We start from the raw sequence: 13,077 nt of genomic DNA on the forward strand, positions 1-13,077 counted from the left end.
ATGCAGGAGAATGTCATGACTACCGAATACACACGTCACCGTATCGGCCTTGTCGGGTCGGGTATCGCCACCTCACTCTCGCCCGCGTTGCACGCACACGAAGCATCAGCACTCGGACTCGACGATTACAGCTACGAACTGATCGATCTCGAGAACCTGAACATCCCGGTCGAGAAAACCGGTGAGGTGGTGCGTGGCGCCGTCGGGGGCGATTTCACCGGACTGAACATCACCCACCCGTGCAAGCAGGTTGTCGTGGACGCGCTCGACGAGCTGTCCGACAACGCGCGGTTGCTCGGTGCCGTCAACACGGTTGTCGTCGACAACGGCCGTTTGATCGGCCACAACACAGACCACAGCGGATTCCTCACCGCACTGCAACGCAGTTTGCCCGACGCCGCCTTGGACCGAGTGGTGCTCGCAGGGGCAGGAGGGGCGGGTTCCGCTGTGGCCTACGCCCTCGCCGCCGCCGGCACCACGGATCTTCGCATCGCAGATATTGATCCCGATCGCGCTGCCGATGTGTGTTCTCGCGTCGCCTCGGCCTTCCCTGCCACGCGCACAACGGCTTTAGTGATCGGTGAGATCGCCGCCAACCTGACTACGTGCGACGGCGTCGTCAATGCGTCTCCGATCGGGATGGTCGGCCATCCCGGAACTCCCTTCGATCCCGCTGCGCTCCATTCGGACTTGTGGGTTGCCGACATCGTCTACCGACCGATGCGCACCGAATTACTCGATGCTGCACTTGCTCTCGGATGCTCGGTCCTCGACGGTGGGCAGATGCTCGTGGCTCAAGCCTCTGACACCTTCACACTCCTGACCGGTATCGAAGCCGATACGGATCGCATGCGCAGCCATCTGAGCGAAATGCTCTCCGAGACGGCACGCGCATGAGCACAACCGAACGTCTACTTTCTCGAGAAGTACCGGGAGCACCGATGAACGTGACTGCACCGTTCGCCGAACCGCTCGACATGGGCACCGTCCGCCTGCGGAACCGGTTCGTGTCCGCTCCGATGGAACGCAACTACTGCGAAGTCGACGGCACCATGACGGACGAGTACATCGCCTACCTCGCCCGCCGCGCCGAAGGTGGTGCGGCACTGATCTTCACCGAAGCGAGCTACGTGCGCGCCGACGGCAAGGGTCGCATCCGGCAGATGGGTGTCGACGTCGACGAACGGATTCCCGGCATCAAGAAGATGGTCGAGGCGATCCACGCACACGGCGCCCTCGTCGGAGTCGAACTCAACCACGGTGGACGCACGGCGCAGGGGTCGGTCAGCGGATTTGTTCCCGTTGCGCCGACACCGATTCCGTGCATGGTCGTCGGCGGCGAGATGCCCGAACAACTCGACGGCGACGACATCGAACACATCATCGAGTGTTTCGGTGAAGCCGCGGCGCGCTGCCAGAAGGCCGGCGTCGACGTCATCTCCCTACACGGCGGCCACGGGTACTTGATCCACCAGTTCCTCTCCCCTGCTTACAATCACCGAGACGACGAGTGGGCGGAGCCGACCCTCTTCGTCAACAGAGTCATCGCTGCGGTACACGAGCATGCTCCGGGAATTACTCTGGGACTTCGGTTCTCAGCTTTCGAAGGTGTCGACGGCGGACTCGACGCCGAGACAACCCGCGCCCACATCGACGCCATCGACACCAACCGACTCGATTTCCTCGACGTCTCGGCAGGCAACTACGAAGCGGGACAATGGATCATCCAGCCCGGCGAATGGTCGCGCGGTCTCCTCGCGCCGTACTCCGAGCAGTACCAGCGCGACTTCGACATCCCGGTGGGTGTGGCCGGACGCATCACGTCGCCGGAGACCGCCGCGCGGATCATCGAATCCGGGCAAGCCAACTTCGTCAGCATGGCTCGTACGTTGCACGCTGATCCGGACTTCCCGAATCGCGCCATCGACGGTGGCCGGTACCGCCCCTGCATCGCCTGCAACTACTGCATCGACAGCCTGGCCGCCGGCCCCATTCCCTGCTCCGTCAACCCGTGGGTCGGACGTGAACTGGATCAGCCCACACAGCCGGCTGATGCCACCGTGCGGGTCGCCGTCATCGGTGCCGGTCCGTCCGGAATGGCCGCTGCCCGCGACCTCGCACTTGCCGGTCATCGCGTCGACGTGTACGACGAACGCCCCAGTCTCGGTGGGGATTTCGCTCTGGCATCGACGCTGCACGAGTATCCCGAATACGGGCGGATAGTGGACTGGTACCTCGCGGAACTGGCCGAACTCGGGGTGCAGTGCCACACCTCGACCAGAGCAGATGCCGCTTTGCTCTCTGGTGGCGATTTCGACGCGATAGTTCTTGCCGCCGGCGGCGTCGGCCCCGTGGTCGATCTCCCCGGAGCAGCAACCCGTACCGTTCGCGACGTCCGCGAATTCCTCGTCTCCGGCGATCCTGCCCCCGAAGCAATCACCATCTTCGGCGCCGACCGCGAGGCTGCTGCCGTCGCAGACGATCTGCTTCAGAAGGGCACACAGGTCGTCATGATCGGCCCGCAGGAAACCATCGCAGACGACGTCGGCCGACGCGGCAAGATCGTGCTGCTGCCGCGCCTGGCCGCAAGTGAGAACCTCACGACCTACCTGAGCTCGATCGTCACGAAAGTCGACGCCGAGTCGGTCACGATCTCGACAGGCGGTGTACTGAGCGAAGTCGACGCCCCCGGCGAGCTGCTGATCTCGCAAGGCGTCGAGCCGCGCTCGGAGCTTCTGACCGAACTCCGTTCACTGGCACCACGACTCGGCGTCCATACCGTCGGCGACGCGAGCGGTGACGGCGGGTCCATCCATGCCGCACTCGTGACCGCAGCCGACGTTGCCGTCACCATCACCGCCGCTGCTGCGGCCCGTCAGGAGGTTCACGCATGAGCGCACAGACAGCCGCACCGGTGGCAACTGCGTTGCCACCCATCGGACTCGGAACCTGGCCACTGGTCGGTGCCGACGCCACGAACTCGGTGCTCTCCGGAATCGAGGCCGGGTACCGCCTCATCGACACCGCCGCGATCTACGGCAACGAGGACGCCGTCGGCGTAGCGCTGGCGACATCGGGTCTACCGCGAGAAGGACTCTTCGTCACCACCAAACTTCGTGGAAACGACCAGGTTTCCGGTGACATCCGCGGAGCGCTCGAGCAGAGCTTGGAACGACTGGGACTGGATCAACTCGATCTGTTCCTGATCCACTGGCCGCTCCCGCGGATCGATCGTTACGTCTCGTCATTCGAGGCGATGCTGGCCTGCCGCGACGCCGGGCTGGTTCGGTACGTTGGAGTGTCGAACTTCCTCGAGCACCACCTGCGCCGCGTCGTCGCTGAAACCGGCGAGGCACCGGCAGTCAACCAGATTCAGATGGACCCGTCGCTCGCTCGAATCCCGGTTCGCCGCGCAAACGACGAACTTGGCATCTTCACTCAGTCTTGGAGTCCGCTCGGCCGGGGCGACGTGCTCGGCAATGCCGTTGTAAGCCAGATCGCCGATCGAATGGGTTGCACCCCTGCGCAGGTGGTTCTTGCTTGGCATGTCGCGCAGGGCGTGGTTCCGGTCGCGCGGTCCGCGAATCCGACGCGCCAGGCCGAGAACCTGGCAGCACTCGACGTGACCCTCACCGGCGAGGACATCGAAGCACTGAACAGTCTCGACCGCGGCGAGTCTGCGGCACGGGACGTCGAGGCAGAGGAACATTTCTGATGACGCTGAAAGTCGGAATCGTCGGCTGCGGCAAGATTGCCGGCAACCATGCCCGCGCCCTGCAACAAGTACCCGGTGTCGAGGTAATCGGCTGCTGCGACCCCGATCTCGGACGCGCCCAGGAATTCGCGGCACTCCACGGCATTCCCGCAGCCGTGAGTTCCGTGGAACAACTTCTGGCCCTCGGACTCGACGCCTGTACCGTCTGCACGCCCCATCCGGTACACGAAGAGGTGGTCGTTGCGGCTGCCGAGGCTGGTGTACATGTGTTGTGCGAGAAACCCATCGCAGTCGATGTTGCTGCCGCCGACCGCATGATCGAGGCCGCCGACCGCGCCGGGATCACGTTCGGGGTGCTCTTCCAACGCCGATTCTGGCCTGCAGCGCGTCGGATCCGGGACGCCATCGACGACGGCCGGATCGGACTGCCCACGCTCGGCGAGGCGTCGGTCATCCTGCACCGCCCGTCGAGTTACTACTCGGCCGACGCGTGGCGCGGACGCTGGGATACCGATGGCGGCGGCGTGCTCATGACGCAGGCGGTGCACCAGATCGACATGCTGGCCTGGTTCATGGGCGAGGCCGTCTCGGTCAGCGGCTTCATCCGCACCCATACACACGGTGAGCACATCGAGACCGAGGACAGCGCGTCAGCTGTGATCTCCTTTGCCTCGGGCGGCACCGCCACCGTCACCGCGACTACCGGTGCCAATCACAATCTGGGCAACCGTGTGACAGTGATCGGGCGCACCGGTGCCATGGCCAGCGTCCTCGAGTTTCCCGAAGGGCACGAGGGTGTCAACGAAATCTGGACCGTGCCGGGCGAAGTGGAGTTCCAGTCGCCGTACTCCGCCGACGTCGACGCCAATCTCGATGTGGGAGCCGTCAATGCGGCACTGACCGACTTCCATACCCTGCAGGTACAGGACTTCGCCGATGCCGTCCTGACCGGGCGCGAACCCGCCGTCACCGGCCGCGACGCCCGCGCGTCACTTGCCATCATCGCCGCAATCTACGAATCGTCACGAACCGGGAAGGTTGTCGAACTGTCGTCGACACCGACCCTCGCAACAACTGCCAAGGAGCAGAAATGAGTAGCAGTACCCCCCTCACCTATGACGTGGTTGTCGTGGGCTCCGGCGCAGGCGGGCTTTCCACGGCAATTGCCGCAGCACATGGCGGCGCGTCGGTACTCGTTGTCGAGAAGGCCGACACCTGCGGCGGTGCAACGGCATGGTCTGGTGGGTGGATGTGGACCCCGCGCAACATGTTTGCCATCGCCGACGGAGTTGTCGAGGACCGTTCGGCGCCGCGGACATATCTGGAGAACCGACTCGGCGACAATTTCGACGCCGCCAAGGTCGATGCACTCCTCGACGGAGCACCCGAGATGGTCGAGTTCTTCGAACGCAAGACCGCGCTGAAGTTCGTTCCCGGAGCCAAGATCGCCGACATACACGGCGACACACCGGGAGCCGGCACGGGCCACCGTTCCGTCGGACCGACACCGGTGAGCTTGCGAAAGCTCGGCCCCGATGTCGCGGCGCTGCTTCGTCGACAACTGTACGAGACGTCGTTCCTCGGCATGGGCATCATGGCCGGCCCTGATCTGCAGGCTTTCCTGCACTCGACACGCTCGCCGAAAGCATTTGTGCACTGCGGTGTTCGAGTCACCAGGCACATGTTCGACCTCGCCACCAAGCGCCGTGGTCAGCAACTCGTCAACGGCACCGCGTTGGTCGGCATGATGCTGCGGTCTGCACTCGATCTGGGGGTGGAGATTCGGGTGAAGACGTCGGCAACGTCGCTCCAGACCGATGACGACGGCCGCGTTGTCGGCGTCCGCCTGGAAGGCCCGGACGGTGCCTACTCGGTAAGTGCCCGACGCGGTGTCGTACTGGCCACCGGTGGCTTTGCGCAGGACATCGACCGACGACGCGAATTGTTCCCCCGGACCCCCACCGGAAACGAGCATTGGTCGCTCACCCCGAAGACAACCACCGGTGACGGCATCACCCTCGGTGAATCCGTGGGTGGCCGCCTGGACCGCACACTCGCATCCCCTGTCGCGTACTGCCCCGTCTCGATCGTTCGCTACCGCAACGGCAAGGAAGGGGTATTTCCGCACATCCTCGACCGCGGAAAGCCCGGTGTCATCGGAGTTCTCGCGAATGGTAAGCGTTTTGTCAACGAGGCACTCGGGTACCACGACTACACACTCGCGATGGTCGAGCAGGTTCCCGAGGGAGAAGAAGTGTGTTCGTGGTTGATCGCCGATCAACAGTATGTGCGATACCTCCCGCTGGGCATGGCCAAGCCCCTGCCGATCCCGATCCAGCCGTACCTGCGCTCCGGATACCTCACGCGTGGGCGCACTCTTCGGGACTTGGCCGAGAAGATCGGCGTCGACCCCGTGCAGTTGGAGAAAACCGTCGCAGCCTTCAACATCGGGGCTGTGGCCGGTGACGACCCCGAGTTCGGTCGCGGTACAACACCATTCAACCGAGGGTCCGGAGATGCAGCCAACCCCTGGCCGAACCCGTCGCTCGCACCCTTGCAGAAAGGTCCGTACTACGCGGTAAAAGTGGTGCCAGGGAGTTTCGGCACCTTCGCCGGCCTGGTGACGGACTCGTCGTCGCATGTGCTCGACGACAACGACCGCCCCATCGAGGGATTGCTCGCCGTCGGCGTCGATCAGGCGAGCGTGATGGGCGGGCATTACCCGTCGGGCGGCATCAACCTCGGCCCGGCTATGACGTTCGGTTATCTGGCAGGTCGGGAACTGGCCGCCGCCACGACAGTTGGAGCGCACGCATGACACCCTCACTGGGGCTTGCCGCCCTCACGGTGCTGGACACGGCTCCGATGCAACACGTCGACCTGGCCGAAAAACACGGCTTCGACACCATCGGCATTCGTCTGATGCCCGCGGCACCAGGCACGACGGCCTATCCTCTGCACGAGGACAAGCAGGGGTTGAACGAACTGGTTCGTCGACTGGACGATTCACCGGTCGAGGTATTCGACCTCGAAATCATCCGTCTTGCGGCCGACTTCGACCCCGCCGACTACGTTCCGCTGCTCGAAGCCGGAGCACAGCTCGGAGCCAAAGCCGTTCTGGTTGGCGGTGACGACCGCGACCGCGACCGGCTCACGGACTCCTATGCCCGCCTCGCGGAACTGTGCGCGAACTACGGCATCGTCGCTTCCCTCGAGTTCATGCCGTGGACCGCGGTCCCCGATGCGCGTGCCGCCATCGAGATCGTCTCGGCGGCAGACGGTCCGGCTCGGAGCGTTCTCGTCGACGCACTCCACACCGACCGCTCGGCGACCACGCTGGAGGATCTTGCGTCCATCCCGCGCGAGTGGCTGCACTACGCCCAGATGTGTGACGGTTCGATCCCTGCTCCCACGGAGGACGCAGAGCTGATCCGTCAGGCCCGCGAGGAGCGTCTGGTGCCCGGCACCGGCGGCATCGCCCTGGCCGACATCTGGTCGAGTTTGCCTGCCGGGTTGCCGGTCAGCATCGAATTGCCCAACGAGCCACTTCGTCAGGCCGTCGGCACGGACGCCTGGCTGGAGCGCCTGGTCGAGGCCACGCGAGAAGTATTGGCCTAGCGGCCCTGTGCGCGTTTAGCGAGTCCAGGCACTCCCTAAACGCGCACGGGGGCGTCAGCCCCTCCGAGCCGCAACGGCCTGCGCCAGACGGTCCAACTGTGCTGCCGTGGTGGACCAGTCGATGCATGCGTCGGTGATCGACTGACCGTAGGTGAGCTCGTCCGCCTTGCCCAAGGTCAGGTCCTGACGGCCGGCCTCGATGAAACTCTCCAACATGACGCCGGCGATGCCCTGCTCACCCTCGGTCAGACGTCGGGCGATGTCGTCCAGCACGATGACCTGACGCTCGTGATCCTTGCTGCTGTTACCGTGGCTCGCGTCGATGACCACGCGCTCGGGCAGGTTCGACTTACGCAGGCGGGCAAGGGTGTCCGCGACGGTCTCGGCGTCGTAGTTCGGTCCGTCGCTGCCGCCACGAAGAATGACATGGCAGTCGGGGTTGCCCGCGGTACGAATCAAGGCAGCCTGGCCGTCGAGATCCGTTCCGGGGAACACGTGGCTCGCTGCCGCCGCGCGGGTACCGTCGACGGCTACCTGCACATCACCTTCGGTGGAATTCTTGATGCCGACGGGCATGGACAGCGCGCTGCACAGCTGACGGTGAACCTGACTGGCGGCGGTCCGTGCGCCGATCGCACCGTAACTGACCAGATCGGCGATGTACTGAGGCATTATCGGGTCGAGGAACTCGCAGCCGACCGGCAGGCCCAGACTCGACACGTCGAGCAGCAACTTGCGGCCGATTCCGAGCCCGGTGTTGATGTCGAACGTGCCGTCGAGGTGGGGGTCGTTGAGTAGGCCCTTCCACCCGAGAGTGGTGCGCGGCTTCTCGAAGTAGACGCGCATGACGATGTGCAGATCGTCCCGCAACTCCTCTGCCTTGGCAGCCAACCGGCGGGCGTAGTCCATCGCCGCTTCCGGATCGTGCACGGAGCACGGACCGACGACGACGATCAAACGGTCGTCGTCACCGTTGAGGATGTTGATGGTGTCAGCACGCCCGGTGCGCACGGTTGCGGCCGCGACCTCGTCCGGAGCGTGCTGGGCCCGAACAGTCGCCGGTGACACGAGCGGACTGATACTCACAGTCCGCTGATCGTCGAGGCTGTCCGAAGCTGCGGTGGTGTCGATGGTGACAGTCATGGGGTTTTCGGTTTCCTGTTCTCAGGCCGACCCCAGAGATGAAGAGAAACTCCAGCGAGCCGGTCTGTAGTCCGGCTCTTGGGTGGAGGTTGTCAGCGCGTGGTTACGCCGGCAGGCCCACCCGGGGCCGGCCTGCTAAACCAGAAATAGACGCGCTGCATGTCGGTCACGATACCTCGAGTTCGGATCGGATGGGCGCGCCCCTCCACAACGAGCCGAATCCGAGGAGGGAGCTCTGCGACACCCGCCAACGCGGACTGGCCACATCTGGTGAGCGGTTGGCGTTTTCGAGCAAGGCGTCGGCGGTCACGGTCGAATAGGTTGAAAAGGCACCCTCAAATGCCCAGAACACCAGATGGAGCTGTGCCTTCTCATGCCTGTGATCGAATCGACAGAAACCCCCTTGCAGTCGACAAAAGATGTGGACGGCGAATTCACCCGTCTGATCGATTCCTTGACACGACGCGGGTTCCTGACCGGTGCAGCGGCGCTCGGTGCACTGGGCGCACTGTCTGCATGTTCGAGCGAATCCAGCGGCACCGAAGCCTCGGACGAATGGGTCGACATCGTCGTCGCGGACCAGGCCTACCGCCTCCCGCGGGACCCCAAGCGTGTGGTGGTGCTCGAAGCGCGAGGAGCCCTCGATTTTGCGCTACTGGCCGAGTACCCGATCGTCGCGACCAATTGGGATCCGAAGTCGCAACTCATGCAGCAGGTACCCGCCGGCGCAGCTCGCCTCGGTGGGACGAACAACGAACCGAACGCCGAATCGATACTGAGCTTCGACCCCGATCTGTTGGTCGTCGGTAAAGGCTGGTGGGACTACTACCAGGACAAAGGCCTGCTCGGCACTGACATCGCTCCGGTGCTCGTCGTCGACGAGGGCACGACGGGCTCGTCCTGGAAGCAGGCCATGACCGCGCAACTCACGGCTCTCGATCGCCGCGAAGTCGCCGAACGCGTCATCGCCCGCTACAACGCCGAACTTGCACAAGCGCGGGCCAAGATCGGTGGACTGCTCGAAGGAAAGTCGATCGCGATAGCCGGCGCAGACAACGGCCAGATCTGGCTTCAGAACAACACGTTCGCCGTATCGGTTGCACAGGACCTCGGCCTGAACGTCTTGACCGACGCCGCCCATGCCGCGCCCGATCGGAAGGACTCGACTTTCTACAGCCTCGAGGAGCTCGCCATCTTCGACCAGGCCGACTTCGTACTACTACAGAACCCCGACGCCGTCGAAGCCGAGTCGCCGACGTGGAAACGAGTCCGCGCTGTCCAGGACGGCAATGTCGGGCAACTGCGATACGACCTCAACAACGGCCTCGCTCTGACTGCGATGGCCCTGGCTGCCGACATCGCCGAACAGGTACAGGTCATGCGCTGACGTCAGTGCGGGCATTTGATCAGCGCGTGAGTGACGGGTGGGGTCACTCACGCGTCCAAGCGGAACTCGCCTCGTACCTGACGTACGCCGTTGATCTGCACTTCGACGGCATGGTCGCCCGCGTAGTACTTCCGGGTACTGATCGGTTTGAAGGAATGCCTCTTCGCGATGCGGGCCGGCACCCCGGGTTCCAGTGTTCGTGTTGTCAGTTTGAAGACCTTGGGCGTCGTCGTCCCGTTGGCCTTCACGTGGTGGACGATGTAATCGATCACGACGGTGACGGACTCGCTGCTGTTGTTCGTGACAGCGAAATCGAAGGTGAGTTCTCCACCCGCATCGACTACTTCTCGGTCGATGACGAAACCTTCGACCACGACGTCGGTGGGCGGCGCGAAACCCAAGAGAGACAGAGCATCTGGGTCGCCGGCCTTGATCAACGTCCGCAATGCATGTTTGACGATTTTCAGTGTGTTGGAATCCGGTGTCTGCAACCAACGCTTCGCAGTCGACACGGCGAGCGCTGAGTCAGCACGACTGAGATCGTTGAGATGGTTTGCGACTGAACGTCGTACATATTCCGAATCATCCCGATACAGCTGGTCGAGAATGACGATTGTCGACTCGGGACGCGCCGTCAATTCTTTCACCCGTCGTCCCCAGGGCAAACGAGTACGAGTGCCTTCGGTCGCCAAGCGCCGGACGTGTTCGTCTTCGTGGCCGGTCCAGGTGAGTGCGATCGCCAGCGAACGGTCGAGGTTCGTTTCGAGAAATGTGCGAATCGCGAATTCGGCGGTCAGACGCGACGTCAGCTCAGCAAGGAGAGCCATTCCCTCGTCGAAATCCGACTCGGAGCCACTTCGTGTCGCCGTGACGGCGACGGCTTCGGTGACCGGCCAGATCATCCAACCAGTGAAGGTCACCTCTGAAAGCGCACGGCGGATGACCTCGGCGAAGACCGGAAGATCCTGAGGCAGTTCGGCAGTCATCGCGTCCCGTACGACGCGGGTGCGTTCCCCGAGACTCATTCCGTCGAATTCGGATGCACTGCCCCGAACGAGGGCGAGGCGTGTGTGACCGGAGGCTCGCTCGAGGCAGCCCGCCAGATCGGCGACGACGGATTTACCGAGCAGTTCGTCGGCGGTGGGCATCAGGGGCACACCGTGAGAGCGGAAATCCGATCACCGTCGAGAGTGAAGTGATGGTGCAACCGGATGGGACTTCCGGGAAAATCCCCCTCGACGTTCACCGACACGACAACAGCTGAGCCAGGGGTGTGCACCGACTCGATTTTCTGGGTGAAGGTGAACGCGGTCGACACCGCGGATTTCCATGCCACGATTTCTCCGATGCCGACGTACATCCGGCCGTCGTCGCGCACCACGGCGTCTTCGGTGAACACGTCGCGGGCGTCGCCGCCGTCGAAGTACGCGCGCGCTGCGCCTGGCATCTTCGTTGAGTCGATCATTCGCGAAGAGTACTGCTGGGGTCCGACAGGTTCGGCGAACTCACTGCCCGAGCGGACGCCGCCAACTGAATCTCCATCAACAGCCTGGCCGACGGCTCGGACAGGTCGGTATCCGTGATCTCCTCGACCCTCTTGATCCGATACCTGAGTGTGTTCGGGTGAATCCGAAGCTGCTCGGATGCGCGTCGGACATCGCCCGAATGTGCGAGGTAAACGGAGATGCTTTCGCGCATGTTCGACCCGTTGCGTCTGTCGTAGACGTCCAGGGCGTCGACTCTCGGATCGTGCAGTTGCTCGTCGGCCGCAATCGTGTCCATGATTTCGCCCAGCAGCACCGGCGTGCGCGAGTCCGCGAGAGTGGTCACTCGAATATCCCCGGACGTTCCGTCCAAGACCCGATCCACTTCGGCCCGAGCCTGGGCCACCTCGGCAAGCGTCGAAACGGGCGAAGAGACCGCGGCCCGTAAACCCGAAGACGACACCTTGTCCAAACGCGCGACAACTTCACGGGTCCACGAGACTGTGGATTTCACGGATTGGGTTCGCGGAAACAGCACATAGATCCGGGCCCCGACGGCACTCACCAGCGATTCACGCTGAAAGGCGCTGGCGTGCAGTCGCAAAGACGACACGAGTTCGCCCGAAGACGGCAGCCCACCGTCGCCGATACTCGCCACGCCGACCACCATCGCCGGTCCGGACATCGGGATGGTCAACGAGGCCGCGAGCGAAGGAACATCGACACCGCCGCCGCGAACCCCGAGCAACCGCTGAATTTGTATCGCCTCGTTACTCGGCGCGTCTCGGATGCGCGAAATCAGCCGAGCAGCAACGGCTGCGGCACCGCGAAGCACACTGTCGGCATCGCCGGCGATGGGTACCGGGCCTTCCTGAACCCAGATCGTGCCGAGAAGATCGAAACTGAAACCGCTCTCCCCCTTGCTGTTCTCGGAGATCCTGCGTATCGGGACCACCAACCGTCGCCTGATCGCGAGGTCTTCGTGAGCAGGCACCTCGACTACGTCGTCGCTTCGCCGCAGGCTTTCGAAGACGCCCCACTCCTGCAGCTTTCGGAGGTATTCGCGAGGGCCTTCGCGACCGAGGATCGATTGCCGGCGTAGTTCGTCCGCAGCATCTCCCGATGCCGAATAGGCCAAGACGTGGGAACGCTCGTCCTCGATGCTGACCATCCCCCGCGTGATTGCGGCAACGTTTTGCGCCAGCTCGAACAAGTCTGTGTCACTACCGAATACGATGTCGTCCGAATCCTGTCGGGACACCGAATGATCGAGCACGCCCCGGATCGTTGTGAACAATCGATCCCAACGAGCATCCGGGTGGACAGCTATCAAGGCGATTCCGGCGCGCTGTGCCGCGACCTGCACCGACGTGCCCGCGACCTCCTTCGACATGACAGCCCGTGGCGCTGATCCCTTCTGATCGAGACGGTTCAGCCACGCCGCCAGTTCGGCTGCGTCGATACCGACAGCGAGCCAGAGTTCAGAGGATTCGACGCCCGCGGTTCCGGGGCGCGTGAGGTCCCCGGCCTCTGCGAACACCACGGAGTCGACGAAGACGTCAGCGTCCGACGGCGCGAGGACGAGCTCGACAAAAGCTCCGCCCAGCGCCCGAAGGACCGCGTCGAGCCTGACACCACGGATAGACACGTACCACCCACTCTCCGGACCGTCGCAACACCTCAATTTCGAGAATAGTGCATTTTCCTGCGAAAACGGTTCAGACGATCGG

Annotated in this window: 11 protein-coding genes; 7 read left to right on the forward strand and 4 right to left on the reverse strand. The window is 63.6% G+C overall.

What is annotated here, in order from left to right:
- The first annotated feature begins 15 nt into the window (after positions 1-15).
- From DBV08_RS12450 to DBV08_RS12475, 6 genes are read left to right on the forward strand one after another with little or no spacing between them, the layout of a single operon-like run.
- Positions 16-897, forward strand: a complete 882-nt coding sequence (locus DBV08_RS12450) for a shikimate dehydrogenase (protein WP_124567606.1) — start codon at positions 16-18, stop codon at positions 895-897.
- A 44-nt stretch (positions 898-941) separates the two neighbouring features.
- Positions 942-2,894 (forward strand): FAD-dependent oxidoreductase, encoded by a 1,953-nt coding sequence (locus DBV08_RS12455; protein ID WP_185564597.1) that lies wholly within the window; start codon positions 942-944, stop codon positions 2,892-2,894.
- Positions 2,891-3,715, forward strand: a complete 825-nt coding sequence (locus tag DBV08_RS12460) for an aldo/keto reductase (RefSeq protein ID WP_124567608.1) — start codon at positions 2,891-2,893, stop codon at positions 3,713-3,715. Before DBV08_RS12455 ends, DBV08_RS12460 begins: the two co-directional genes overlap by 4 nt.
- The gene (locus DBV08_RS12465) at positions 3,715-4,809 is read left to right on the forward strand and encodes a Gfo/Idh/MocA family protein (RefSeq protein ID WP_124567609.1); all 1,095 of its coding nucleotides are present in this window, start codon (positions 3,715-3,717) and stop codon (positions 4,807-4,809) included. Before DBV08_RS12460 ends, DBV08_RS12465 begins: the two co-directional genes overlap by 1 nt.
- A complete protein-coding gene (locus tag DBV08_RS12470; RefSeq protein WP_124567610.1) occupies positions 4,806-6,533 on the forward strand; it encodes an FAD-dependent oxidoreductase in 1,728 nt (575 codons plus the stop codon). Before DBV08_RS12465 ends, DBV08_RS12470 begins: the two co-directional genes overlap by 4 nt.
- Positions 6,530-7,333, forward strand: a complete 804-nt coding sequence (locus tag DBV08_RS12475; RefSeq protein WP_124567611.1) for a sugar phosphate isomerase/epimerase — start codon at positions 6,530-6,532, stop codon at positions 7,331-7,333. The genes DBV08_RS12470 and DBV08_RS12475 overlap by 4 nt, the downstream gene beginning before the upstream one ends.
- A 54-nt stretch (positions 7,334-7,387) precedes the next feature.
- Here DBV08_RS12475 and DBV08_RS12480 read toward each other — a convergent pair whose 3' ends face one another.
- Positions 7,388-8,476 carry a 3-deoxy-7-phosphoheptulonate synthase gene (locus DBV08_RS12480; protein WP_003940571.1) on the reverse strand — a complete coding sequence of 363 codons (1,089 nt, stop codon included), beginning with the start codon at positions 8,474-8,476 and terminating at the stop codon, positions 7,388-7,390.
- 373 nt (positions 8,477-8,849) lie between these two features.
- Between DBV08_RS12480 and DBV08_RS12485 the strand changes: the two genes are divergently transcribed.
- The gene (locus tag DBV08_RS12485) at positions 8,850-9,863 is read left to right on the forward strand and encodes an ABC transporter substrate-binding protein (RefSeq protein WP_260395547.1); all 1,014 of its coding nucleotides are present in this window, start codon (positions 8,850-8,852) and stop codon (positions 9,861-9,863) included.
- 47 nt (positions 9,864-9,910) lie between these two features.
- On the opposite strand, the gene DBV08_RS12490 is transcribed toward DBV08_RS12485, so the two are convergent.
- From DBV08_RS12490 to DBV08_RS12500, 3 genes are read right to left on the reverse strand one after another with little or no spacing between them, the layout of a single operon-like run.
- Entirely contained in the window at positions 9,911-11,011 is a 1,101-nt protein-coding gene (locus DBV08_RS12490) for a DNA alkylation repair protein (protein ID WP_124567613.1), read from the reverse strand.
- Positions 11,011-11,328 (reverse strand): nuclear transport factor 2 family protein, encoded by a 318-nt coding sequence (locus tag DBV08_RS12495; protein WP_124567614.1) that lies wholly within the window; start codon positions 11,326-11,328, stop codon positions 11,011-11,013. Before DBV08_RS12495 ends, DBV08_RS12490 begins: the two co-directional genes overlap by 1 nt.
- A complete protein-coding gene (locus DBV08_RS12500) occupies positions 11,325-12,995 on the reverse strand; it encodes a CdaR family transcriptional regulator (protein WP_124567615.1) in 1,671 nt (556 codons plus the stop codon). The genes DBV08_RS12495 and DBV08_RS12500 overlap by 4 nt, the downstream gene beginning before the upstream one ends.
- Positions 12,996-13,077 lie beyond the last annotated feature (82 nt).

The sequence above is a fragment of the Rhodococcus sp. KBW08 genome (genome assembly GCF_003852455.1).
GTDB classification, from domain to species: Bacteria; Actinomycetota; Actinomycetes; order Mycobacteriales; family Mycobacteriaceae; genus Rhodococcus_F; species Rhodococcus_F baikonurensis.